We start from the raw sequence: 25,333 nt of genomic DNA, 5'->3' as shown, positions 1-25,333 counted from the left end.
GAAAGTTGGATCTGTCAGTTAAACAGAGTCGAGAGATAATCCAGGGGCGCATAGAACTTTTTCCACTGAGTCCAGCCGGTCTCTGAAAGGCCTTGTTCCAGTGGATAACCATAAACAGCGTAGTTTGAAAGACTATTGATAACAGCGAAAGTCAACGCAGGCACCAAAGTGACACCGGCTTTGATAAACGGATTGTTTGAGGTTATCTTCGAACTGCCAAACATAAGCAAGGCTCCCGCTCCGCCCAGGACTGTGGCTCCAGCTATGGCTCCGGCTCCGACTCCGGTTCCCACTCCGACTCCGACTGTGGCTCCAACTCCGGCTCCGGCTCCAACCAAGGCTCCGGCTATGATTCCGACACCGGCTCCGGCTAAGACTCCGGATCTGGCTCCGGCTTCCAATCTGACTGAGGCTAAACCTGAGGCTACGACTCCGGCTCCGACTCCGGCTACAACTCCGACTCCGGCTCCGGGTCCGGCTCCAGCCTGTGCCTGTAAATCAATTGTTAGCAGTGAAATAATTCCCGAGAGGGTGCCGACAATCGCTGCGCTGACAACAGAAGCAAGAGTCGCTTTTGCTGGACTCAAGCCCTTATGAATCATGGATTCATAGACGACAGCCCCTGCCATAATTCCGTTAGTCATGGACAATATTGTGTATTCCCCTGTCGCATACCATTCGGTTGCAATATCCCTTAAGCTCATTTTTCTAAGAATTAACGCCGTAATAGCGCTGGCTCCAGTTCTTGATACCGCTTCGGACGCAAGGTAGGTCAAAACTGCTACAGATATGAGCTCCTTTGTTTTCGTATTGGCGATATAAGCTGCCATTCCTGCACCGGCAAAATACAGGGGTTTCCACCAGCGCTGTTCCAGGGGCCAGGGAGACGCTTGCCCGACCAGCGCGACTTCGGCGGTAGTCACCACGGGCGCCAGTTGCAAACAGAAATCCGTTTTCAACTTCTCCAGCTCCTTTGTATCCAATGCAGCCAGATCATATTCGCCTGAAGTCCCGGAGACTATTTCCGCTGTTTTACAGACACCCCACCATATACCCAGGTTGAGCAGGGTAGACAAAGAGACTCCGGCAATGCTTTGCGTTAACTCGAGTCCATTTTCAACCAATGCGGTGTCATTAAAAGGCTTAAGAAAATCAAAATCATTTTGTGAGGGAGGGCTGGCCTTTGCCATCGAATAAAGCAAACACAAAAGTAACGGAAGCAGGTTGAATGACTTTTTCATGATGATTTTCCAGATACAGTGACTGAACTGGAAATATAGATTCTAAACGGAGCTATGAATGACAATATCCTTAACTACAAGGTGCAGTGCAAATAAAGCAGCTATCTAATGCTTCCAATAGGCTGCGCCTTCGGCACAGCAAATGAAGCAGGTGTTAGCTGCCAGAGTTTACCGCTGATTCAGTGGCTGACAGTTGAGTCTGTCAGTTAAACAGAGTCGAGAGATAATCCAGAGGCGCATAAAACTTTTTCCACAGATTCCGGTCGGTCTCTGTAAGGCCTTGTTCCAGTGGATAACCATAAACAGCGTAGTTTGAAAGACTATTGATAACAGCGAAAGTCAACGCAGGCACCAGAGTGACACCGGCTATGATAAACGGGTTGTTTGAGGTTATCTTCGAACTGCCGAACATAAGCAAGGTTCCGACTCCGCCCAGGGCTGAGGCTCCGACTCCAGCTCCGATTCCGGCTCCAGCCCCGACTCCGACTACGGCTCCAACTACAGCTCCTGCCAGGGTTCCGGATAAAGCTCCGGTTGCAGCTCCTACAACTAAGGGTTCAGCTACGGCGAGGACTCCGAGTTCGGCTACGGCTATGGCTCCGAGTACGGCTAAGGCTGTGGATCTGGTTTCGGCTGCAACTCTTTTTTCGGCTTCGGCTCTGGTTTCGGCTGCGGCTCTGGTTTCGGCTTCGGCTGCGGCCTTTGCCAGTCCGTCCACATTCATTACAAACTCTGAAATAACTACAATCCCTATGCTGACAAGAGAAGCAAGTAGCGCTGTTTTTGGACTGAAGCCTTTATGAATCATGGCTTCACAAACGGCATACCCTGCCATAACCCCATTAATCAGAGACAATACTGCGTATTCCCCAGCCGCATACCGTTCAGCTGTAATATTCCTTGCGCTCATTTTTCTTAGAATTAACACCGACACAGCGCTGGCTCCGGTTCTTGATGCCGCTTCTGATGCAAGGTAGGTCAAGACTGCGAAAGGTACGAGTTCCCTCGCTTTCGTCATAGAGGCACAAGCTGTCACTCCTGCACCGGCAAAATACTGGGGTTTCCACCAGCGCTGCTCCAGCGGCCAGGGAGACACATGCCCGGCCAGCGCCACTTCGGCAGTCGTCATCACGGGCGCCAGTTGCAAACAAAAATCCGTTTTCAACTTCTCCAGCTCCTCTGTATCCAATGCAGCCAGATCATATTTGCCTGAAGGCCCGGAAACTATTTGCACTGTTTTACAGACACCCCACCATATACCCAGGTTGAGCAGGGTAGACAAAGAGACTCCGGTAATGCTTTGCTTTAACTTGAGCCCGTTTTCAACCAGCGCGGTGCCATTAAAATGCTTAAGAAAATCAAAATCATTTTTTGCGGGGAGGCTGGCGGCCTTTGCCATCGAATAAAGCAAACACAAAAGTAACGGAAACAGGTTGAATGACTTTTTCATGACGATTTCCGGATACAGTGACTGAACTGGAAATATAGATTCTAAATGGAGCTATGAATGACAATATCCTCAACTACAAGGAGCAATGTAAATAAAGCAGCTATCAAATGCTTCCAATAAGCTGCGCCTTCGGCACAGCCACTGAAACAGCTGGCTGCCAGAGTTCACTGCTGATTCAGTGGCTGACAGTTGGGTCTTCATTTAAACAGAGTCGAGAGATAATCCAAGGGCGCATAGAACTTTTTCCACTGAGTCCAGGCGGTCTCTGAAAGGCTTTGTTCCAGTGGATAGCCATATACAGCGTAGTTTGAAAGACTATTGATAACTGCGAAAGTCAACGCAGGTACCAAAGTGGCACCGGCTTTGATACACAGGTTGTCTGAGGTTGTCTTCGAACTGGCCAACATAAGCAAGGTTCCTACTCCGATCAGGGCTACGGCTGTGAATCCGACTCCCAGTGTGATTCCGATTCCATTTTCGACTCCGTCTCCGAGTCCGGCTCCGATTCCGGCTCCAGCTCCGGCCAAGGCTCCGGACAGGATTCCGACAAAAGATCCTAATCCTGCTCCTAATCCTGCTCCTGATACTGCTCCTGATCCGACTCCTGATCCGACTCCTGATCCGACTCCTGATCCGACTCCTGATCCGATTTCTGCTCCGACCAGGGCTCCGGTTACGCCTCCAAGTCCAAATCCGACTGCGGCTACGACTCCGGCTCCAACTACGGATCCGGATGCAACTCCGGCTAAGATTCCAGCCAGAGTTCCGGCTCCGGCTCCGAATCCGGATCCGAATCCGGCTCCGATTCCGGCTCCAGATACAGATCCGGCTACGGCTCCAGTCAGGGCTCCAGCCATGATTCCGGCTCCGGCTCCGATTGCGACTCCGGCTCTAACTCCGGCCTTTGTCTGTTCGTCCACATCCGCTATTAACTCTGAACTAATTCCCGAGAGGGCTCCCACAATCGCTGCGCTGACAACAGCAGCAAGATTCGCTTTTGTTGGCCTGATGCCTTTATGGATCAAGGCTTCATAAGTGACAGCACCAACCATAACCCCATTAATCGCAGACAATATTGCGTATTCACCAGTCACATACCTTTTAGTTGTAATATCTCTTACGAACCTCGTTTTTCTCAGCATTGACACCGAAATAGCACTGGCTCCGGTTCTAAATAGCGCTTCTGAAGCAAGGTAATACAAGACTCCGGCAGGTATGCGCTTCCTCGTTTCCGTCATAGAGGCATAAATGTCCATTCCTGCACCGGCCAAATAAAGGAGTTTCCACCAATGCTGTTCCAGGGGCCAGGAAGACACATGCCCGGCCAGCGCCACTTCGGCGGTCGTTATCATGGGAGCCAGTTGCCAACAGAAATCCGTTTTCAACTCTTCCAGCTCCTTTGTATCCGATGCCGCCAGATCATAGGTGTCTGAAAGACCGGTGACTATTCCCGCTGTTTTACAGACACCCCACCATATACCCAGGTTCAGCAGGGTAGACAAAGAGACTCCGGCAATGCTTTCCGTTAACTCAAGCCCGTTTGCCACCAGTGCGCTGTCATTAAAAGGCTTAAGAAAATCAAAATCATTTTGTGAAGGAGGGCTGGCCTGTGGCGTCGAACAAAACAAACACAAAAGTAACGGAAACAGGTTGAATAACTTTTTCATGATGATTTCCAGATACAGTGACTGAACTGGAAATATAGATTCTAAAGGGAGCTATGAATGAAAAAATCCTTAACTACAAGGTGCGGTGCAAATAAGGCAGCTATCAAATGCTTCCAATAAGCTGCGCCTTCGGCAAAGCCACTGAAACAGCTGGCTGCCAGAGTTCACTGCTGATTCAGTGGCTGACAGTCAGGTCTGTCATTTAAACAGAGTCGAGAGATAATCCAGGGGCGCATAGAACTTTTTCCACTGAGTCCATTCGGTCTCTGAAAAGCCTTGTTCCAATGGATCGCCATAAACAGCGTAGTTTGAAAGACTATTGATAACAGCAAAAGCCAACGCAGGCACCAAAGTGGCACCGGCTTTGATAAAGGGGTTGTTTGAGGTTGTCATCAAACTGCCCAACATAAACCAGACTCCGGATCCGCCCAGCATTGTGGCTACGGCTCCGACTAGCACTACGCCTTCGGATTCGGGTTTGGCTTCACATAGGAATCGGATTCCGGCTGTGGATCCGACTAAAGCTCCGGCAAAAGCCAGGGCTTCGGATAGAGATCGAGCTCCGGATTGAGCTCCGGATTGAGCTCCGGATTGAGCTTCGATTATGATTGCTGGTATGGCTCCGGCAAAGACTGCGGCTGTGACTACTGCTAAGTATGCGAATTGCTTTCTGTTTCGGGCTTGGCCTCGGGCTGCGGCTGTGTAAATGGCTTCGTCTGCGGCTCCGACTCCGGTCTTTGTCTGTCCGTCCACATCAATTATTGAACCTGAAACAATTCGCGAGAGGGTACTTACAATCGCTGCGCTGACAATAGAAGCAAGTATCCCTTTTGTTGGACTGAAGCCTTTATGGATCATAGCTTCGAAGGAGACACTGCCCACAACAACCATACTAAGCGCATATAATACTGCGTATTCCCAAGCCACATACCATTCAATTGTAATATCCCTTACGCTCGTTTTTCTTAGCATTAGCACCGACATAGTGCTGACTATAGTTCTTGTTAACGCTTCTGACGCAAGATAGGACAAGACTGCGACAGATACGAACTCCCTTGGGTGGGCAATAGCAACACAAGCTGCCATTCCTGCACCGGCAAAATACAGAGGTTTCCACCAGCGCTCCATGGGCCAGGGAGACACCTGTCCGGCCAGCGCCACTTCGGCGGTTGTCATCACGGGAGCCAGTTGCAAACAGAAATCCGTTTGCAACTTCTCCAGTTCATTTGTATCCGATGCAGGCAGATCATGTGTTCTTGAAAGCCCGGAGACTATTCCAGCTGTTTTACAGACACCCCACCATATACCCAAGTTCAGCAAGGTAGACAAAGAGAGCCCTGCAATGCTTTCCGTTAACTCAAGCCCATTTGCCACCAGTGCGGTGTCATTAAGAGGCTTAAGAAAATCAAAATCATTTTGTGAAGGAGGGCTGGCCTGTGTCGTCGAATAAAACAAACACAAAAGTAACGGAAACAGGTTGAATGACTTTTTCATGATGATTTCCAAATACAGTGACTGAACTGGAAATATAGATTCTAAACGGAGCTATGAATGACAATATCCTTAGCTACAAGGTGCAGTGCCTGTAAGGCAGCTATCAAATACTTCCAATAGGCTGCGCTTTCGGCACAGCGACTGATGCAGCCGATAGCTGCCAGAGTTCACCGCTGATTCAGTGGCTGACAGTCAGGTCTGTCATTTAAACAGAGTCGAGAGATAATCCAGTGGCGCATAGAACTTTTTCCACTGAGTCCAGCTGGTCTCTGAAAGGCCTTGTTCCAGTGGATAGCCATAAATAGCGTAGTTTGAAAGACTATTGATAACAGCGAAGGCCAGCGCAGGCGCCAAAGTGACACTGGCTTTGATAAAGGGGTTGTTTGAGGTTATCTTTGAACTGCCCAACATAAGCAAGGCTACCGCTCCGCTCAGGGCTGAGGCTCCAGTTATGGCTCCGGCTCCGGCTCCGACTCCGGCTCCCACTTTGATTCTGGGTCCGGCTCCGGCCCCAACTAAGGCTCCGGCTCCGGCCCCGGTTCCAACTAAGGCTCCAGCTATTACTCCGACACTGGTTCCGGCGTTTCCGACTAAGGCTACGGCTCCGGCTTCCGCTCCAACTGAGGCTAAGCCTAATTCTACGACTCCGGCTCCGGCTCCGACTACGACTCCCATTACGACTCCCATTATGACTTTGGCTACGACTCCAGCCTGTGTCGGTTCACCCAAATCAATTGTTAGCATTGAAATAATTCCCGAGAGGGTACCCGTAATCGCTGCGCTGACAACAGAAGCAAAAGTCGCTTTTGCTGGACTCAAGCCTTTATGAATCATCGATTCATAGACGACAGCCCCTACAATAATCCCGTTAATCAAAGACAACATTGCGTACTCCCCAGTCGCATACCGTTCAGCTGCAATATCCCTTACGCTCATTTTTCTTAGAATTAACGCCGAAATAGCACTGGCTCCAGTTCTTGATACCGCTTCGGACGCCAGGTAGGTCAAAACTGCGACAGGTATCAGCTCCCTCGTTTTCTTATTGGCGGCATAAGCTGCCATTACTGCACCGGCAAAATACAGGGGTTTCCACCAGCACTGCTCCAGGGGCCAGGGAGACACATGCCCGGCCAGCGCCACTTCGGTGATAGTTATCGCAGGAGCCAGTTGCAGACAGAAATCCGTTTGCAACTTCTCCAGCTCCTTTGTATCCATTTCAGCCAGATTATGTGTGCCTGAAAGCCCGGAGACTATTCCCACTGTTTTACAGACACCCCACCAGATACCCATGTTGAGCAGGGTAGACAAAGACAGTCCAGCAATGCTTTCTCTTAACTCAAACCCGTTTGCCACCAGTGCGGTGTCATTAAAAGGCTCAAGAAAATCAAAATCATTTTTTGAGGGGGGGCTGGCTTTTGCCATCGAATAAAGCAAACACAAAAGTAATGGAAACAGGTTGAATGACTTTTTCACGATAATTTCCCAGATACAGTGACTGAACTGGAAATATAGATTCTAAACGGAGCTATGAATGACAATATCCTTAACTACGAGTTGCGGTGCAAATGAAGCAGCTATCAAATGCTTCCAACAAGCTGCGCCTTCGGCACAGCCACTGAAGCAGCCACTCGCTGCCAAAGCTCACCGCTGATTCAGTGGCTGTCAGTTGAGTCTGTCAGTTAAACAGAGTCGAGAGATAATCCAGGGGTGCATTGAACTTTTTCCACTGAGTCCAGATGGTCTCTGAAAGGCTTTGTTCCAGTGGATAGCCATAAACAGCGTAGTTTGAAAGACTATTGATAACAGCCAAAGTCAACGCAGGTGCCAAAGTGATACCGGTTATGATACATACGTTGTCTGAGGTTGTCTTCGAACTGGCCAACATAAGCAAGGTTCCGACTCCGAACAGGGCTGCGGCTGTGGATCCTACTCCCAATGTGATTCCGAATCCGTCTACGATTCCATTTCCGATTCCGATTCCGATTCCGATTCCAGCTCCGGCTAAGGCTCCGGACAGGGCTACGACAAAAGCTCCAAATCCTGCTCCAAATCCTGCTTCTGATCCGACTCCTGATCCGACTCTTGGTCCGATTTCTGCTGCGGTCAGGGCTCCGGTTACGCCTCCAAGCCCGACTCCGACTGCGGCTACAACTCCGGCTCCAACTACGGATCCGGATACAACTCCGGCTAAGATTCCAGACAGAGTTCCGGGTCCGGCTCCGGCTCCGATTCCGGTTCCGAATCCGGCTCCAGATACAGATCCGGCTGTGGCTCCTGCCAGGCTTCCAGCCAGGGCTCCGGCTACGACCCCAATTCCAACTCCAGCTCCGACTCCGGCCTTTGTCTGTTCTTCCAAATCTGCTATTAACTCTGAACCAATTCCCGAGAGGACTCCCACAATCGCTGCGCTGACAACAGCAGCAAGACTTGCTCTTGCTGGCCTGAAGCCTTTATGGATCAGGGCTTCATAAGTGACAGCACCAACCATAACCCCATTAATTGAAGACAATATCGCGTATTCCCCAGCCACATACCTTTTAGTTGTAATATCTCTTACGAACCTCATGTGTCTTAGAATTTGCACCGAAATAGCGCTGGCTACGGTTCTTGATAACGCTTCTGAAGCAAGGTAAGTCAAGACTCTGACAGGTATGTGCCGCCTCGTTTTCGTCATAGAGGCATAAATGTCCATTCCTGCACCGGCAAAATAAAGGAGTTTCCACCAATGCTGTTCCAGGGGCCAGGAAGACACATGCCCGGCCAGCGCCACTTCGGCGGTAGTTATCACAGGAGCCAGTTGCAAACAGAAATCCGTTTTCAACTCTTCCAGCTCCTTTGTACCCGATGCAGCCAGATTATAGGTGTCTGAAAGCCCGGTGACTATTCCCGCTGTTTCACAGACACCCCACCATATACCCAGGTTGAGCAGGGTAGACAAAGAGAGCCCGGCAACGCTTCCCGCTAACTCAAGCCCGTTTGCCACCAGTGTGGTGTCATTTAAAGGCTCAAGAAAATCAAAATCATTTTTTGAGGGGGGACTGGCCTCTGTCGTCGAATAAAACAAACACAAAAGTAACGGAAACAGGTTAAATAACTTTTTCATGGTGACTTCCGATATACGGTAACTGAACGGGAAATATAGACCCTGAACGGAGCTCTGGATGACAATTCCCTTAACGAAAAGCAGCGGTACAAATAAGGCAGCTATTAAATGCTTCCAATAGGCAGTGCCTTGGGCACAGCGACTGAAAAAGCCGTTAGCTGCCAGAGTTCACCGCTGATTCAGTGGCTGTCAGTTAAACAGAGTCGAGAGATAATCCGGGGGCGCATAGAACTTTTTCCACTGAGTCCAGCCAGTCTCTGAAAGGCTTTGTTCCAGCGGATAGCCATAAATAGCGTAGTTTGAAAGACTATTGATAACAGCGAAAGCCAGCGCAGGCACCAGAGTGACACCGGCTTTGATAAACGGGCTGTTTGAGGTTATCTTCGAACTGCCCAAAACAAGCAAGACTACGACTCCGCCCAGGGCTGCGCCTGCAACTTCGACTCCGGCTCCGGCTCCGATGCTCGCTCCGACTCCGATGTTGGCTCCGACTCCGACTCCGACTCCGACTCCAGCCAAGGCTCCAGCCAAGGCTCCGGCTATAACTCCGACTGCGGCTCCGGCTATGACTCCGTCTCCGACTCCGAGGGTCACGGCTGCTGCTTTCGTTGCGACCGAGGCCAAGCCTGAGACAATGAATCCGGCTCCGGCTCCGGCTACGGCTCCGGCTGCGGCTGCGGCTGCGGCTGCGGCTCCAGCTTCAGCTTGTGTCTCTCCATCCAAATCAATTGTTAGCACTGAAATAATTCCCGAAAGGGTACCCACAATCGCTGCGCAGACAACAGAAGCAAGAGTCGCTTTTGCTGGATTCAAGCCTTTATGAATCATGGATTCATAGACGACAGCCCCTGACATAATCCCGTTAACCATAGACAATATTGTGTATTCCCCAGCCGCATACGATTCAGTTTCTATATCCCTTACGCTCATTTTTCTAAGAATTAACGCCGACATAGCACTGGCTCCAGTTCTTGATACCGCCTCGGACGCCAGGTAGGTCAAGACTGCGACAGGTATAAGCTCCCTTGTTTTCGTATTGGCGGTGTATGCTGTCATTCCTGCACCGGCAAAATACAGGGGTCTCCACCAGCGCTGCTCCAGGGGCCAGGGAGATACATGCCCGGCCAGCGCCACTTCGGTGATAGTTATCGCAGGAGCCAGTTGCAGACAGAAATCCGTTTGCAATTTCTCCCGCTCCTTTGTATTCGTTGCAGCCAGATTATGTGTGCCTGAAAGCCCGGAGACTATTCCCACTGTTTTACAGACACCCCACCATATACCCATGTTGAGCAGGGTAGACAAAGAGAGTCCAGTAATGCTTTCCCTTAACTCAAGCCCGTTTGCCACCAGTGCGCTGTCATTAAAAGGCTCAAGAAAATCAAAATCATTTTTTGAGGAGGGGGTGGCCTTTGCCATCGAATAAAGCAAACACAAAAGTAACGGAAACAGGTTGAATGACTTTTTCATAGTGATTTCCAGATACAGTGACTGAACTGGAAATATAGATTCTAAACGGAGCTATAAATGGCAATATCCTCAACTACAAGTTGCACTGCAAATAAAGCAGGTATCAAATGCTTCCAATAGGCACTGCCTTGGGCACAGCGACTGAAACAGCCGTTAACTGCCAGAGTTCACTGCTGATTCAGTGGCTGACATTCAGGTCTGTCATTTAAACAGAGTCGAGAGATAATCCAGGGGCGCATAGAACTTTTTCCACTGAGTCCAGCCGGTCTCTGAAAAGCCTTGTTCCAGTGGATAGCCATAAACGGCGTAGTTTGAAAGACTGTTGATAACAGCGAAAGCCAACGCAGGCACCAGGGTGACACCGGCTTTGATAAAGGGGTTGTTTGAGGTCATCTTCGAACTGCCCAACACAAGCAAGGCTCCGACTCCGCCCAGGGCTACGCCTATAGCATTGACTCCAGCTCCGACTCCGATGCTGGCTCCGACTCCGATGTCGGATCCGACTCCGGCTCCGACTTCGGCTAAGGCTCCGGCTATAATTCCGACTGCGGCTCCGCCTGTGGCTCCGTCTACGACTCCGGTGGTTCCGACTAAGGCTGCTGCTCCGGCTTTCGTTGCGACTGAGGCTAAGCCTAAGGCTATGAGTCCGGCTCCGGCTCCGGCTACGGCTCCGACTGCGGCTCCAGTTTCAGCTTTTGTCTCTCCACCCAAATCAATTGTTAGCACTGAAATAATTCCCGAAAGGGTACCCGCAATCGCTGCGCAGACAACAGAAGCAAGAGTCACTTTTGCTGGACTCAAGCCTTTATGAATCATGGATTCATAGACGACAGCCCCTGACATAATCCCGTTAACCATAGACAAAATCATGTATTCCCCAGCCGCATACCATTCAGTTGCTATATCCCTTGCGCTCATTTCTCTAAAAATTAACGCCGACATAGCACTGGCTCCAGTTCTTGATACCGCTTCGGACGCCAGGTAGGTCAAGACTGCGACAGGTATAAGCCCCCTTGTTTTCGTATTGGCGGTGTATGCTGTCATTCCTGCACCGGCAAAATACAGGGGTTTCCACCAGCGCTGCTCCAGGGGCCAGGGAGACACACGCCCGGCCAGCGCCACTTCGGTGATAGTTATCGCAGGAGCCAGTTGCAGACAGAAATCCGTTTGCAACTTCTCCAGCTCCTTTGTATCCGTTTCAGCCAGATTATGTGTGCTTGAAAGCCCGGAGACTATTCCCGCTGTTTTACAGACGCCCCACCATATACCCATGTTGAGCAAGGTAGACAAAGAGAGTCCAGCAATGCTTTCCCTTAACTCAAGCCCGTTTGCCACCAGTGCGCTGTCATTAAAAGGCTCAAGAAAATCAAAATCATTTTTTGAGGAGGGGGTGGCCTTTGCCATCGAATAAAGCAAACACAAAAGTAACGGAAACAGGTTGAATGACTTTTTCATAGTGATTTCCAGATACAGTGACTGAACTGGAAATATAGATTCTAAACGGAGCTATGAATGGCAATATCCTCAACTACAAGGTGCACTGCAAATAAAGCAGGTATCAAATGCTTCCAATAGGCAGTGCCGGGTACAGCGACTAAAACAGCCGTTAGCTGCCAGAGTTCACCGCCGATTCAGTGGCTGACAGTCAGGTCTGTCATTTAAACAGAGTCGAGAAATAATCCAGGGGCGCATAGAACTTTTTCCACTGAGTCCAGCCGGTCTCTGAAAAGCCTTGTTCCAGTGGATAGCCATAAACGGCGTAGTTTGAAAGACTGTTGATAACAGCGAAAGTCAACGCAGGCGCCAAAGTGACACCGGCTTTGATAAAGGGGTTGTTTGAGGTTAATTTCGAACTACCCGACATAAGTAAGGCTCCAAATCCGCCCAGGGCTGAGGCTCCCAGTCCAACTGCAACACCGACTCCGATTCCGGCTGCGCCTCCGGCTCCAACTATGGCTCCGGATACAGCTCCGGCCAAGGCTCCGGATACGACTCCGATTGAAGCTCCGGGCACAAGTCCGTATAAAACTCCGATTTCGATTATGGTTACGGTTAATGCTGCGGCTCCGATTCCTGCTCCGGCTCCGACTCCGGCCTTTTTTTTGTCCGCATAAATTACTAACTTTGAAATAATTCCCGAAAGGGCACCCGCATTCGCAGCGCTGAAAACAGCAGCAATAGTTGCTTGTGGATGCCTGAAGCCTTTACGGATCTTGCTCTCATAAATGACCCCCCCTAGCATAACCCCATTAATCATAGACAATGCTGAGTATTCGGCGACCACATACCATTCAGTTGTAATATCCCTTACGCTCATTTTTCTAAGAATTAACGCCGACATAGCACTGGCTCCAGTTCTTGATACCGCTTCGGACGCCAGATAGGTCAAGACTGCGACAGGTATAAGCCCCCTTGTTTTCGTATTGGCGATGTATGCTGTCATTCCTGCACCGGCAAAATACAGGGGTCTCCACCAGAGCTGCTCCAGGGGCCAGGGAGATACATGCCCGGCCAGCGCCACTTCGGCGGTAGTTATCACAGGAGCCAGTTGCAAACAGAAATCCGCTTTCAACTCCTCCAGCTCCTTTGTATCCGATGCAGCCAGATCATATTTGCCTGAAAGCCCGGAGACTATTCCCGCTGTTTTGCAGACACCCCACCATATACCCAGGTTGAGCAGGGTAGACAAAGAGACTCCGGCAATGCTTTCTGTTAACTCAAGCCCATTCGCCACCAGTGCGCTGTCATTAAAAGGCTCAAGAAAATCAAAATCATTTTTTGAGGGGAGACTGGCCTGTGCCGTCGAATAAAACAAACACAAAAGTAACGGAAACAGGTTGAATAACTTTTTCATGGTGATTTCCCAGATACAGTAACTGAACGGGAAATATAGACCCTGAACGGAGCTATGGATGACAATTCCCTTAACGACAAGGTGCGCTACAAATAATGCAGCTATTAAATGCTACCAATAGGCTACGCCTTGGGCGCAGCCACTGAAACAGCCGATAGCTGCCAGAGTTCACCGCTGATTCAGTGGCTGACAGTTGGGTCTGTCAGTTAAACAGAGTCGAGAAATAATCCAGGGGCGCATAGAACTTTTTCCACTGAGTCCAGCCGGTCTCTGAAAGGCCTTGTTCCAGTGGATAGCCATAAACAGCGTAGTTTAAAAGACTATTGATAACAGCAAAAGTCAACGCAGGCACCAAAGTGACGCCGACTTTGATAAAGGGGTTGTCTGAGGTTATATTCGAACTGCCCAACACAAGCAAGGCTCCGGCTAAGGCTCCGACTAAGGCTCCGGCTCCGGTTCCGGCTACGGCTCCGACTCCGACTCCGGCTACGGCTCCGACTCCGGCCACGGCTCCGGTTCCGGCTACGGCTCCGGCTACGGCTCCGACTCCGGCTCCGGCTACGGCTCCGACTCCGGCTACGACTCCAGCTCCGGCTCCGGCTCCGGCTGCGGCTGCGGCTGCGGCTTTTGTCTCTCGATCCAAATCAATTGTTAGCACTGAAATAATTCCCGAAAGGGTACCCGCAATCGCTGCGCAGACAGCAGAGGCAAGAGTTGCTTTTGCTGGACTCAAGCCTTTATAAATCATGAATTTATAGACGACAGCCCCTAACATAATCCCGTTAACCATAGACAATATTGTGTATTCCCCAGCCGCATACCATTCAGTTTCTATATCCCTTACGCTCATTTTTCTAAGAATTAACGCCGACATAGCACTGGCTCCAGTTCTTGATACCGCTACGGACGCCAGGTAGGTCAAGACTGCGACAGGTATAAGCTCCCTTGTTTCCGCATTGGCGGTGTATGCTGTCATTCCTGCACCGGCAAAATACAGGGGTTTCCACCAGCGCCGCTCCAGGGGCCAGGGAGACACATGCCCGGCCAGCGCCACTTCGGCGGTAGTTATCGCAGGCGCCAGTTGCAGACAGAAATCCGTTTGCAACTTCTCCGGGTCCCTTGCATCCGTTTCAACCAGATTATGTGTGCTTGAAAGCCTAGAGACTATTCCCGCTGTTTTACAGAGACCCCACCATATACCCACGTTGAGCAGGGTAGACAAAGAGAGTCCAGCAATGCTTTCTCTTAACTCAAGCCCGTTTGCCACCAATGCGGTGTCATTAAAAGGCTCAAGAAAATCAAAATCATTTTTTGAGGGGAGACTGGCCTGTGCCGTCGAATAAAACAAACACAAAAGTAACGGAAACAGGTTGAATGACTTTTTCATGATGATTTCCCAGATACATTGACTAAACGGGAAATATAGACCCTGAACGGAGCTATGGATGACAATTCCCTTAACGACAAGCAGCGGTACAAATAAGGCAGCTATTAAATGCTTCCAATAGGCAGTGCTTTGGGCACAGCGACTGAAACAGCCGTTAGCTGCAAGAGTTCACCGCCGATTCAGTGGCTGACAGTCAGGTCTGTCATTTAAACAGAGTCGAGAAATAATCCAGGGGCGCATAGAACTTTTTCCACTGAGTCCAGCCGGTCTCTGAAAAGCCCTGTTCCAGTGGATAGCCATAAACGGCGTAGTTTGAAAGACTGTTGATAACAGCGAAAGCCAACGCGGGCACCAAAGTGACACCGGCCTGGATAACCGGGTTGTTTGAGATTATCTGCGAGCGTCCCAACGTAAGCAAGGTTCCGACTCCACCCAGGGCTGTGGCTACAACTCCGACTTCCATTCCGGGTTGGGATTCGGCTTTGACTTCGGCTCCGACTCCAACTCCGGCTAAGGATCCGACTAAAGCTCCGACTAAAGCTGCGGATCCGGATAGAGATGGAGCTCCGGTTTCATCTTCAATTATGTTAACGGCTGTGGCTCCGGCTGACACCACGGCTGTGACTGCGGCTAAGTATATGGTTTCGACTGCGACTCGGGCCAGGGCTCTGGTATTTGTCTGTCCGTCCACATCAATTATTGCCCCTGAAATAATTCTCGAGAGGGTACCTAAAATCGCTGCGCTGACAGCAGTAGCAAGAATCCGTTTTGTTGCATTGAAGCCTTTATGGACCAAAGCTTCGTAGGCGACACTGCCTGCAATAACCAAACTAAGCGCAGATAATACGTATTCCCTGGCCACATACCATTCAGTTGTAATATCCCTTACGCTCATTTTTCTTAGAATTAACACCGCCATAGTGCTGGCTATAGTTCTTGATACCGCTTCTGACGCAAGGTAGGTCAAGACTGAGACAGGCACTAACTCCCTTGTTTGGGCAATAGCGTCATAAGCTGCCAATCCTGCACCGGCATAATATAGAGGTTTCCACCGGCGCTTCGTGGGCCAGGGAGACACATGCCCGGCCAGCGCCACTTCGGCGATAGTCATCACGGACGCCAGCTGCAGACAGAAATCCGTTTGCGAACTCTCCAGCTCCTTTGTATCCGTTTCAGTCAGATTATGTGTCCTTGTAAGCCCTGTGACCATTCCCGCTGTTTTACAGACACCCCACCAGATACCCAGGTTCATCAGGGTAGACAAAGAGAGCCCGGCAATGCTTTTCGTTAACTCAAGCCCGCTTGCAAACAGTGCGTTGTCATTAAAAGGCTCAAGAAAATCAAAATCATTTTTTGAGGGGAGGCTGGCCTGTGCCGCCGAATAAAACAAACACAAAAGTAACGGAAAAGGGTTGAATAACTTTTTCATGATAATTTCCCGGAAAAACTGACTGAACAGGAAATATAGCCCCTCGGCGAAGCTATGAATGAAATTTCCTTAGCTACAAAGTGCGGTGCAAATAAGGCAGCTATCAGCCCCTGATTCAGAAGTATTTGGCTGCAAATCTTTTACATTAACTTAGTCGTATAATTTTAATTTATGCAAAGATGGCAAAACTGTCACAAACCCCAAAAGCTCAGTGCATTTTTTTTGAGTGCAGAAAAAAAATCGCTATTTTCTGCACTAAACCCGACGACAGCTATTGCAGATTGATTAAAAACTCCACATTATAAAATCTAATGGGTTGGACTTTTCCTGCCATTGTGTTTGAGTCAACGAACAGGAGACTGACCGGGAATAAAAAAATTCTTGATCAGGCTTCCAGGTTTTAGTTGAGCTTTCCATGATGTCAGCCAATGGACGGCTGCCAGCCCGGGCCACTTTCTATACTGACTCTCTTCAATCATAAGAGTGGCCAATGTACTGATCTTGAGACAGTCGTGAATAAAGGGGGCGCCCCCCCGATACGGCTGTCGAATCCGAACATCAGACAGGGCAGGGCACAATATGGATATATTTAACCACTACCAGGAGCGATTCCAGTCCACGCAGCAGGAAGAGCTTACCATTCAGGAATATCTCGACCTCTGTAAAGATGATCCCGGGGTCTATGCCAATGCAGCAGAAAGAATGCTGATGGCCATTGGCGAACCGGAGATGACAGACACCTCCCGGGATTCTCGCCTGAGTCGTATTTTTTCCAACAAACTGATCAAACGTTACCCCGCCTTTGAAGAGTTCTATGGTATGGAAGAAGCCATTGAACAGATTGTTTCTTACTTCAAGCACGCTGCCCAGGGACTGGAAGAAAAGAAACAGATCCTTTATTTGCTGGGTCCGGTGGGTGGCGGTAAATCTTCTCTAGCGGAAAAACTGAAAGCCCTGATGCAAAAGCAACCTTTCTACGCCATTAAGGGGTCGCCGGTTTTTGAATCACCACTGAATCTGTTCAATGCCGATGAAGATGGTGACATTCTGACTCAGGAATACGGCATTCCCAGACGTTATCTGGGCGGCATCATGTCACCCTGGGCAGTGAAGCGTCTTAACGAGTTTGGTGGTGACATCACCAAGTTCAAGATTGTAAAACTCTGCCCCAGCATTCTTAACCAGGTGGCCATCGCCAAGACCGAACCCGGTGATGAAAACAACCAGGACATTTCCAGTCTGGTGGGTAAAGTGGATATCCGTCAGCTGGAAGAATACTCTCAGGATGATCCGGATGCTTACAGCTTCTCCGGAGCACTCTGCCGCGCCAACCAGGGTCTGATGGAATTTGTGGAGATGTTCAAGGCTCCTATCAAAGTTCTCCACCCATTGTTGACTGCCACTCAAGAGGGTAATTACAACAGTACCGAAGGGATGGGCGCGATTCCTTTCAATGGTGTGATCCTGGCTCACTCCAACGAATCAGAATGGCAAACCTTCAAGAACAATAAAACCAACGAAGCCTTTATTGACCGGGTTAATATTGTCAAAGTGCCCTACTGCACAAGGGTGAAAGAAGAGATTCTGATTTATGAGAAACTGCTCTCCAGCAGCTCTCTGAGAGAAGCGCCCTGCGCACCCGATACCCTGAAGATGCTGGCCCAGTTCTCGGTTCTGTCTCGAGTTAAAGAACCTGAAAACTCCAACGTTTACTCGAAGATGCGAGTCTACGACGGTGAAAACCTGAAAGACACCGACCCTAATGCCAAGCCGCTGCAGGAGTACAAAGATGCTGCAGGAGTGGATGAAGGTATGGAAGGGCTTTCAACCCGTTTTGCCTTCAAGATTCTTTCCAAGGTCTTCAACTTCGATCCCACCGAAGTGGCGGCAAACCCGGTTCATATGCTGTACGTATTGGAGCAGCAAATAGAACAGCAGCAATTCCCGAAAGAAATCCATGAACGCTACCTGCGTTATGTGAAGGAATTTCTGGCGCCGAAGTACATTGAGTTTCTGGGCAAGGAAATCCAGACTGCTTACCTAGAATCATACTCTGAGTATGGACAGAATATCTTCGACCGTTACATCACCTACGCTGACTTCTGGATTCAGGATCAGGAATACCGTGATCCGGAAACCGGAGACATACTCGACCGGGCTTCAATCAATGAAGAGCTGGAGAAGATTGAGAAGGCCGCCAGTATCGCCAATCCGAAAGACTTCCGTAATGAAGTGGTGAACTTTGTACTCAGAGCCAGGGCCAACAATCAGGGTAAAAACCCAAGCTGGTCCAGCTACGAGAAAATGCGCACCGTGATTGAGAAGAAAATGTTCTCCAATACTGAAGACCTTCTGCCGGTCATTTCATTCAATGCCAAAAGCAGCAATGAAGACCAGCGCAAACACAACGAGTTTGTGAAGCGCATGGTCGAGAGAGGCTATACCGAGAAACAGGTGAGACTGCTGGCTGAATGGTACATCAGAGTCAGAAAGTCACAGTAAGAGCTGAGGCCTGCGACAGCGTCGCAGGCCCTTTTTAAGTACCTAATCAGGTACTTAATGGAATTATTCTTTGATCATTTACAGGTCCGACCAACGACCATGGGCAGGTGAAAAAAGTGATCAAAAAATAATTTCGAGACCGCTTCTAAAGTGACTGACGAACGTCAGAAAATAGCTTTCGGAGCCAAAATACACAAAAACGGTGGAAAGATGTCACCCTATTCCGATAACTACTAAAACCATGAGCAAAAAAAGCGGTAAGCGAAAAAAATCATGGCAAGCAGGGATTGGAATAACAAGGTTTTGAACAGGCAGTTCAAAACTGGCGACATGGAAATCATGAAATGTTCTGTGTCATAACAGACAGGGAGCGTGCTGATGAGCATTATTATTGATCGACGTCTGAACGGGAAAAACAAGAGTACTGTCAATCGACAGCGTTTTCTGGACAGATACCGAAAGCACATTAAAAAAGCGGTTTCTGAAGCGGTTAACAAACGCTCCATTACGGATGTGGAATCTGGGAGTCAGGTTACCATTCCCACTAAAGATCTCTCTGAACCCCACTTTCAGCATGGTCAGGGTGGCCGCTACAAACAGGTTCATCCCGGTAATAAAGAGTTTGTTTCCGGCGACAGAATCAAACGACCATCCGGTGGTTCCGGGCAGGGTTCAGGCCGGGGCAAAGCCGGTAACTCCGGCGAAGGCATGGACGAGTTCAGTTTCCAGATCAACCATGAAGAATTTCTGAATCACATGTTTGATGATCTTGAGCTGCCAAACCTGGTTCGAAAGCAGCTTCAGGATGCCACTGAATTCAAAATGAAGCACGCCGGTTACACCAGCGAAGGCTCTCCTGATCGATTGAACATTGTTCGCTCCCTGAGATCAGCACACGCTCGAAGAATTGCCCTCGGTGGCGGTGCCCGAAAGGAAGTAAGGGCATTAAGACGGCAGCTTCGTGAGCTGGAAGTCAGTCCGGAGGAAACCGATTCTCAACTTGTAGAAGAACTTCGCGAGAAGATTAAAGAGCTCAATGGCAAGTTGAAAAAGCTGCCCTTTATTGATGACTTTGATCTCAAGTACAACAACCTGATTAAAGTTCCCAGCCCCAGTAACAAGGCCGTAATGTTCTGTGTCATGGATGTCTCCGGTTCCATGACACAGGAAATCAAAGACATGGCCAAGCGCTTTTTCATCCTGCTTTATTTGTTCCTGCAACGTAATTACAAACAGATCGAAGTGGTCTTCATTCGGCACCACACTGCCGCAAAAGAAGTTGATGAGGATGATTTCTTTTATTCCAGAGAAACCGGCGGAACCATTGTCTCCAGTGCTCTGGAAATGACCAGTGACATCATCAACAAACGTTACAGCCCGGTGGACTGGAACATTTACGTCGCCCAGGCTTCCGATGGTGATAACTGGGAAGGAGATTCCAGCGTCTGTTCGAAAATTCTGACCGAGCAGATCATGTCGAAGGTTCAATACTTTTCCTACGTCGAAATCACCGACCGGGCTCACCAGAACCTGTGGCGTGAATACGAAAGCATAGCTGAACAGTTCGCCGATCAGTTTGCCATGCAACAGATCAAAACACCGAATGACATTTATCCGGTGTTCCGTCGTCTGTTTGAGAAAAAAGAAACCGTATAAGTGAGGCATCCGCCATGAGTGAGGTTACAGATATTAAAGAGAGAGAACCCATCTCCACGGGTTCAGAATGGACCTTTGATCTCATTCAGGAATACGACCGTGAGTTGGCGCGGCTGGCAGACAAGTTCCGGCTCGACACTTACCCGAACCAGATTGAGGTCATCAGTGCCGAACAGATGATGGATGCCTACTCTTCTACAGGCATGCCATTAATGTACAGTCACTGGAGCTTTGGCAAACAGTTTCTCCATACCCAACAGAATTATCAGCGCGGCCGCATGGGGCTGGCTTATGAAATTGTGATCAACTCCAACCCCTGCATTGCTTATCTCATGGAAGAAAACACCATGACCATGCAGGCTCTGGTACTGGCCCATGCCAGTTATGGTCATAACTCATTCTTTAAAGGTAACTATCTGTTCCAGACCTGGACCGATGCCGAATCCATTATTGACTACCTGATGTTTGCCAAGCGTTATGTTGCTGAGTGCGAAGAAAAATATGGCGTTGAAGCGGTTGAAGATGTTCTGGACGCTGCCCATGCCCTGATGAACCAGGGTGTTAATCGCTACAAGCGCCCGAGACCACTTTCAGCAGAACAGGAAAAAGAGCGCCAGCAGGAAAGAGCAGAGTATATTCAGAGAACCCTGAACGACATCTGGAGCACTATTCCAAAGACGGAAGATAAAGAAGAGAAAAAAGTTGAACGCTTTCCTAAAGACCCGGAAGAGAACATTCTCTACTTTCTGGAAAAAAATGCGCCACTGCTGGAAACCTGGCAGCGTGAACTGCTGCGAATAGTCAGGAAAGTATCCCAATACTATTACCCTCAACGTCAAACCCAGGTGATGAACGAAGGCTGGGCCTGCTTCTGGCACTACCATCTTCTCCATGAGCTTTATGATGAAGGAAAAGTCACCGATGGCTTTATGCTGGAATTTCTGCACTCTCACTCAAGTGTCGTATACCAGCCTCCCTTTGACAGCCCGCACTACAGCGGCATCAACCCCTACACACTGGGCTTCAGCATGTTTCAGGATATTCGCAGAATCTGTGAAAATCCTACCGATGAAGACAGACACTGGTTCCCGGACATTGCCGACAGTGACTGGCTGGAAACCGTGCATTTTGCGATGAAAAACTTCAAGGATGAAAGCTTTATTCTGCAATTCCTGTCTCCCAAGGTGATGAGAGAACTCAGACTCTTCTCGGTTCTGGATGACGAAAGCAAGTCCTACCTGGAAGTCGATGCGATTCATAACAGCACCGGATACAAAGAAGTAAGGGAGTCGCTGGCTGCTCAATACAATCTTGGCAACCGGGAGCCCAATATCCAGGTCTTTGATGTGGATGTGCGTGGCGATCGAACCCTGACTCTCAGACATTACCAGCACCAGGGACGTCCACTGGATAAAAGTACAGAGGAATTACTCAGGCACGTACACCGGCTCTGGCAATTTGATGTCAAACTGGAGTCGGTGACCATTGATAACAAGGTAAGCAAAAGCTATCAGTGCCCGGATAAAAAAGATTCCGGGAAGTCTCACTAAAAAGATCTGATTGAAAGACGAGGGTCTTTTTATATTGAAAACTAATAAGAATTAAAAAGCCATCCGAGAGTCTCCCGGACTTAAGCCTCCGTCCGGGTCACCCCGCAGCAAGGGTTGCTATTGCAACCTCACGACTGCATGGATGCAGGAGCAGTAGCTGCTTGGGACGGCCTTAAGTCCGGCAGGCTTCTGGCCCCACATATCCTATCCACTTAAAACCGAATCCCCGCTGCCACGACAGAAAGAACCAGCCCTTCCGTTCAATGCAAAAAATACTGACTACGGTGATAACCAGAAGCTTGATGCCTATTAACGATATTTTCAAAGAGTCAGATGCACGGCTGAATGGCTGTTTTTTAAAAACAAGCAATACCCACTCAAAGCAATTCAATTCATTTGCATGTCTTGATGACTCATAACCGTTTATGTATTGCACAAAATTATTCCTACCATCACATAAAGCGTTATTAAATCTATTTAAATAGTCCATAAAAGCACATTAAATGCTTCCATCAATTTAAAGCTTCCTGTATAAATAGTTACCTCCGTCATTGATAACCATTAATACCCGGTCGAATTAGTCTGAATTGGGAGTTCCTGAATGAACGTTTTTGAAGAAATTCATCACCGCCTGAGCAGTAAAACTCGTATCCGCTCTTTGTTTAAAGATGTTCATGTCGAAGATCTTGAGCGTATCATCTCCAGAATGCAGGACGTAATGCAGGAGAAAGTTGAAGCCCGCAATAAGATTGACGAAGAGCGTCAAGCCAAACTCGAAAACATTGAAGCCGTTAAGCAGATCATGGCCGAACGCGGCATTTCAATGGAAGACTTGGACCATCTGGAAATAGCGACTCAAAAACGTCGTCGTAATGTCCAAAGGTTTACTTTTGAGTACCAGACAGAAGCCGGCGACACTGTCCAATGGGATGGCTCTACCACAGGGCGCTTGCCGCGTGACTTCCAAAGCTACCTGGACCGCACCGGCAAAAAACGTCTGGAATGCGTCGTTGGCGAAGAGTAAGTCTACCTTCGTCAGTATTTCGGGTTCATGCCCGGTCTGCAACTTCTTGAATAGAGACACCAATGGATCAAAGTATCATTCTTTGAAAAACCTCCCCCTCTGACTCGAAGTAATCAGTTGGGGATCCCATTACAGAGTGCTCAGGTGGGACCACTCTCATCAACACTCTGACCAACAGCCCGCAGTGCACCCCACAGCAGGTGTTCAAGAGACAGATACAAACTAGTAAAGAAAATACAAATACGCAAGCCCGGTCTTTGCAGGATGGTTAAAATCCACCACCCTGCCAGCTCCCGGGGATTAGCGTTTCAGAGTAAAGATAGTCAGGATCAGTCTGTAGTACAACAGACTGTTCGCGAATGATGAAACCATGAAAAGATTATTCATTTTTTGATGGTAGTCCTAAAAGCAGAAAAGGTGCCACCGGCCCTTTTCTGCTTTCATGAGTGTTCCAACTCAAGGCATTTTTCCGGAAAGTGGCAAATAAAGCGGCTGCCTTTTCCTGGGTGACTGCTGATCGTGAGTTTGCCTCCGTGTCTCAGCATGACGTGCTTGACGATAGCCAGGCCAAGCCCCGTTCCCCCGGTATTCTGGCTACGACTTTTATCAATCCGGTAAAAGCGCTCAGTCAACCTCGGAATATGCATTGGATCAATACCGACACCATTGTCTTCTACCATCATATGTCCGCCTTCCCCGTCCTGCCACCAGCGCACAAGTATTTTCCCACCCTCGGGTGTATAGCGCACGGCATTAAAGACCAGATTCGAGAAGGCACTGCGCAACTCATTACTGCTGCCTGCCAAAAAGACATCTTCAGGACAATCCAGAGAAATCTGATGCTGGCTTTCACCACTGAGTGCACATCCGTCTTCAACGATACTGCTGAGCAGGGTTTTAACATGAACCCCATTCTCGTCTGCCTGAGCTTCAGCCGACTCCAGTTTGGACAGCAACAGCAGGTCTGCCACCAGATTCTGCATTCTCAGCGACTGCTCCTGCATCCTGTTCAGTGCTTTTTCCCAAACAGGGGGCAGACCTGAATCCGGGCCCAGACTGTCCAGCATGGTTTCGATGTATCCAGACACAACCGTCAGTGGTGTTCTCAGTTCATGGGAGACATTGGCAACAAAGTCTTTTCTCATGACTTCCAGCTGATTCAAGCGCGTGACATCTCTAACGGTCATGAGACGATTGCCTTTGCCATAAACCGTTATATTAAATTGCAGTTGATGATCAGGGTTGATTGGCGAGGGGATCTCAAGAGCTTTTTGATAACCACCCTGCTCAAAGTAGTCGACAAACCTTGGATCACGTAGCAGATTGGTAATCAACTGCCCCTGATCGTCAGGCGTCTTAAGCCCTATCAAAGTTCCAGCGGCGGGATTCCACCATTCCAGGTTGCTCTGATTATCTATCATTACAACACCGTCGTTCAGCGCAGCAGTTGATTCCTGAACACGTTCAATCACTCCGGCCAGCTTTTGCCGGGAACGACTGTGCTGTTTTTGCAATCGATAGATACCATCAAAAATTTGCCCCCAGAACCCTTTACTCTCAGGAGGCTCTTTGCTCCTGGCCTTGGGGTCATTCAGCCAGTCCAGCAGCTTGAAAAGCTGACGGAAGCTCCAGACAAAATAACCTCCCATGACCACACAGAGTCCTAAAAAAGGCTCTCCAAACAACCAGCCCAGGGAAAACCCGACAATCACGTAGGCGATCATGCGGCTCAGCAAATGGGTTTTTGAAATTGTTGTCATATTACTCCCGGCCAGATAACTGCTGAGCACTGAGCATAAAAGGTTTACACCCTCGTTGAGAAACGATATCCAGTACCACGAACCGTTTGCACAAAGGCTTCGTAGTTATCACCTAAGGCCTTACGCAAGCGTCGAATGTGTACATCAACGGTTCGCTCTTCCACATAAACGTTGCCACCCCAGACCTGATCCAGTAACTGCCCACGGGTATAGGCACGCTCCTGGTGCGTCAGGAAAAACTGCAGCAAACGGTACTCGGTAGGTCCTATTTCAGCAGGTGAGCCATCAATAGAGACTCTGTGGCTGACAGGGTCCAGCTCCAATCCCTTGATGACAATGGGAGACTGGTTATCAAATCCGCCTGTACGACGGAGAACCGCTTTTAAACGAGCAGCCAGCTCGCGGGGAGAAAAAGGCTTGGTGATGTAGTCATCGGCACCGGTTTCAAGTCCCTGGATTTTGTGGTCTTCTTCACCTTTGGCCGTCAACATAACAATGGGTATTTCAGAGGTCAGCTCATTGCGCTTCAGACGACGGGCCAGTTCAATTCCAGAGACATCTGGTAACATCCAGTCCAGCAAGATCAGATCGGGTTTGTTATCCACAATCAGAGAGTGCGCTTCTCTGGCATCTGCTGCCTCAAGACAGTCATACCCTGCCATTTCCAGAGCAACGGTCACCATTTCGCGAATCGGTGCTTCGTCATCTACGATCAGAATGGTCTTTCCTGGCATTAATCTCTACCTGTT

General features: G+C 49.2%; 17 protein-coding genes. 4 read left to right on the top strand and 13 right to left on the bottom strand.

Going from position 1 to position 25,333, the window contains the following annotated elements; translation table 11 throughout:
* Positions 1-14 precede the first annotated feature (14 nt).
* The 11 genes from ACOJUO_RS09085 to ACOJUO_RS09035 all read right to left on the bottom strand — a co-directional run bounded on the left by ACOJUO_RS09085 (position 15) and on the right by ACOJUO_RS09035 (position 16,092).
* Positions 15-1,241, bottom strand: coding sequence for a hypothetical protein (locus ACOJUO_RS09085; RefSeq protein WP_422139593.1), 1,227 nt, complete (start codon positions 1,239-1,241; stop codon positions 15-17).
* Positions 1,242-1,443: 202 nt separating this feature from the next.
* Complete coding sequence (locus ACOJUO_RS09080; protein ID WP_422139592.1) at positions 1,444-2,691, bottom strand: hypothetical protein; 1,248 nt, start codon at positions 2,689-2,691, stop codon at positions 1,444-1,446.
* Between the two features lie 197 nt (positions 2,692-2,888).
* Positions 2,889-4,358 carry a hypothetical protein gene (locus ACOJUO_RS09075; RefSeq protein WP_422139591.1) on the bottom strand — a complete coding sequence of 490 codons (1,470 nt, stop codon included), beginning with the start codon at positions 4,356-4,358 and terminating at the stop codon, positions 2,889-2,891.
* 198 nt (positions 4,359-4,556) lie between these two features.
* Complete coding sequence (locus tag ACOJUO_RS09070; RefSeq protein ID WP_422139590.1) at positions 4,557-5,852, bottom strand: hypothetical protein; 1,296 nt, start codon at positions 5,850-5,852, stop codon at positions 4,557-4,559.
* 201 nt (positions 5,853-6,053) lie between these two features.
* Positions 6,054-7,325 (bottom strand): hypothetical protein, encoded by a 1,272-nt coding sequence (locus tag ACOJUO_RS09065; RefSeq protein WP_422139589.1) that lies wholly within the window; start codon positions 7,323-7,325, stop codon positions 6,054-6,056.
* Positions 7,326-7,527: 202 nt separating this feature from the next.
* The gene (locus ACOJUO_RS09060) at positions 7,528-8,955 is read right to left on the bottom strand and encodes a hypothetical protein (RefSeq protein WP_422139588.1); all 1,428 of its coding nucleotides are present in this window, start codon (positions 8,953-8,955) and stop codon (positions 7,528-7,530) included.
* A 189-nt stretch (positions 8,956-9,144) separates the two neighbouring features.
* The gene (locus tag ACOJUO_RS09055; protein ID WP_422139587.1) at positions 9,145-10,422 is read right to left on the bottom strand and encodes a hypothetical protein; all 1,278 of its coding nucleotides are present in this window, start codon (positions 10,420-10,422) and stop codon (positions 9,145-9,147) included.
* Between the two features lie 201 nt (positions 10,423-10,623).
* Positions 10,624-11,877: a hypothetical protein gene (locus ACOJUO_RS09050; RefSeq protein WP_422139586.1), complete on the bottom strand. Its 1,254-nt coding sequence runs from the start codon at positions 11,875-11,877 to the stop codon at positions 10,624-10,626.
* A gap of 199 nt (positions 11,878-12,076) precedes the next feature.
* Entirely contained in the window at positions 12,077-13,276 is a 1,200-nt protein-coding gene (locus tag ACOJUO_RS09045) for a hypothetical protein (protein WP_422139585.1), read from the bottom strand.
* A gap of 202 nt (positions 13,277-13,478) precedes the next feature.
* A complete protein-coding gene (locus ACOJUO_RS09040; protein ID WP_422139584.1) occupies positions 13,479-14,663 on the bottom strand; it encodes a hypothetical protein in 1,185 nt (394 codons plus the stop codon).
* Positions 14,664-14,865: 202 nt separating this feature from the next.
* Positions 14,866-16,092: a hypothetical protein gene (locus ACOJUO_RS09035; RefSeq protein WP_422139583.1), complete on the bottom strand. Its 1,227-nt coding sequence runs from the start codon at positions 16,090-16,092 to the stop codon at positions 14,866-14,868.
* A gap of 579 nt (positions 16,093-16,671) precedes the next feature.
* On the opposite strand from ACOJUO_RS09035, the gene ACOJUO_RS09030 reads away from it, so the two are divergent.
* The 4 genes from ACOJUO_RS09030 (at position 16,672) to ACOJUO_RS09015 (ending at position 22,824) form a co-directional block, all read left to right on the top strand.
* Positions 16,672-18,594: a PrkA family serine protein kinase gene (locus ACOJUO_RS09030; RefSeq protein ID WP_422136402.1), complete on the top strand. Its 1,923-nt coding sequence runs from the start codon at positions 16,672-16,674 to the stop codon at positions 18,592-18,594.
* A 378-nt stretch (positions 18,595-18,972) separates the two neighbouring features.
* On the top strand, positions 18,973-20,250 hold the full coding sequence (locus ACOJUO_RS09025) for a YeaH/YhbH family protein (protein ID WP_422139582.1): 1,278 nt from the start codon (positions 18,973-18,975) through the stop codon (positions 20,248-20,250).
* A 14-nt stretch (positions 20,251-20,264) separates the two neighbouring features.
* Positions 20,265-21,800 carry a SpoVR family protein gene (locus ACOJUO_RS09020; RefSeq protein ID WP_422136400.1) on the top strand — a complete coding sequence of 512 codons (1,536 nt, stop codon included), beginning with the start codon at positions 20,265-20,267 and terminating at the stop codon, positions 21,798-21,800.
* A gap of 601 nt (positions 21,801-22,401) precedes the next feature.
* Entirely contained in the window at positions 22,402-22,824 is a 423-nt protein-coding gene (locus ACOJUO_RS09015) for a hypothetical protein (RefSeq protein WP_422136399.1), read from the top strand.
* A 440-nt stretch (positions 22,825-23,264) separates the two neighbouring features.
* Here ACOJUO_RS09015 and phoR read toward each other — a convergent pair whose 3' ends face one another.
* A complete protein-coding gene (phoR, locus tag ACOJUO_RS09010) occupies positions 23,265-24,584 on the bottom strand; it encodes a phosphate regulon sensor histidine kinase PhoR (protein WP_422139581.1) in 1,320 nt (439 codons plus the stop codon).
* A gap of 44 nt (positions 24,585-24,628) precedes the next feature.
* Positions 24,629-25,318: a phosphate regulon transcriptional regulator PhoB gene (gene phoB / locus ACOJUO_RS09005; RefSeq protein WP_422136397.1), complete on the bottom strand. Its 690-nt coding sequence runs from the start codon at positions 25,316-25,318 to the stop codon at positions 24,629-24,631.
* Between the last annotated feature and the right edge of the window lie 15 nt (positions 25,319-25,333).

Origin of the sequence: Endozoicomonas sp. ALC020 (assembly GCF_049275935.1) — a bacterium.
In the GTDB taxonomy this organism is placed as follows: domain Bacteria; phylum Pseudomonadota; class Gammaproteobacteria; order Pseudomonadales; family Endozoicomonadaceae; genus Endozoicomonas_A.
The sequence above is the reverse complement of the archived record's forward strand: the minus strand, read 5'-3'. Positions and strand labels throughout refer to the sequence as shown.

Coding starts and splice junctions, on each gene's coding strand:
- ACOJUO_RS09085 (WP_422139593.1), bottom strand. CDS start 1,241: ATGAAAAAGTCATTCAACCTGCTTCCGTTACTTTTGTGTTTGCTTTAT.
- ACOJUO_RS09080 (WP_422139592.1), bottom strand. CDS start 2,691: ATGAAAAAGTCATTCAACCTGTTTCCGTTACTTTTGTGTTTGCTTTAT.
- ACOJUO_RS09075 (WP_422139591.1), bottom strand. CDS start 4,358: ATGAAAAAGTTATTCAACCTGTTTCCGTTACTTTTGTGTTTGTTTTGT.
- ACOJUO_RS09070 (WP_422139590.1), bottom strand. CDS start 5,852: ATGAAAAAGTCATTCAACCTGTTTCCGTTACTTTTGTGTTTGTTTTAT.
- ACOJUO_RS09060 (WP_422139588.1), bottom strand. CDS start 8,955: ATGAAAAAGTTATTTAACCTGTTTCCGTTACTTTTGTGTTTGTTTTAT.
- ACOJUO_RS09055 (WP_422139587.1), bottom strand. CDS start 10,422: ATGAAAAAGTCATTCAACCTGTTTCCGTTACTTTTGTGTTTGCTTTAT.
- ACOJUO_RS09050 (WP_422139586.1), bottom strand. CDS start 11,877: ATGAAAAAGTCATTCAACCTGTTTCCGTTACTTTTGTGTTTGCTTTAT.
- ACOJUO_RS09045 (WP_422139585.1), bottom strand. CDS start 13,276: ATGAAAAAGTTATTCAACCTGTTTCCGTTACTTTTGTGTTTGTTTTAT.
- ACOJUO_RS09040 (WP_422139584.1), bottom strand. CDS start 14,663: ATGAAAAAGTCATTCAACCTGTTTCCGTTACTTTTGTGTTTGTTTTAT.
- ACOJUO_RS09035 (WP_422139583.1), bottom strand. CDS start 16,092: ATGAAAAAGTTATTCAACCCTTTTCCGTTACTTTTGTGTTTGTTTTAT.
- ACOJUO_RS09030 (WP_422136402.1), top strand. CDS start 16,672: ATGGATATATTTAACCACTACCAGGAGCGATTCCAGTCCACGCAGCAG.
- ACOJUO_RS09025 (WP_422139582.1), top strand. CDS start 18,973: ATGAGCATTATTATTGATCGACGTCTGAACGGGAAAAACAAGAGTACT.
- ACOJUO_RS09020 (WP_422136400.1), top strand. CDS start 20,265: ATGAGTGAGGTTACAGATATTAAAGAGAGAGAACCCATCTCCACGGGT.
- ACOJUO_RS09015 (WP_422136399.1), top strand. CDS start 22,402: ATGAACGTTTTTGAAGAAATTCATCACCGCCTGAGCAGTAAAACTCGT.
- phoR (WP_422139581.1), bottom strand. CDS start 24,584: ATGACAACAATTTCAAAAACCCATTTGCTGAGCCGCATGATCGCCTAC.
- phoB (WP_422136397.1), bottom strand. CDS start 25,318: ATGCCAGGAAAGACCATTCTGATCGTAGATGACGAAGCACCGATTCGC.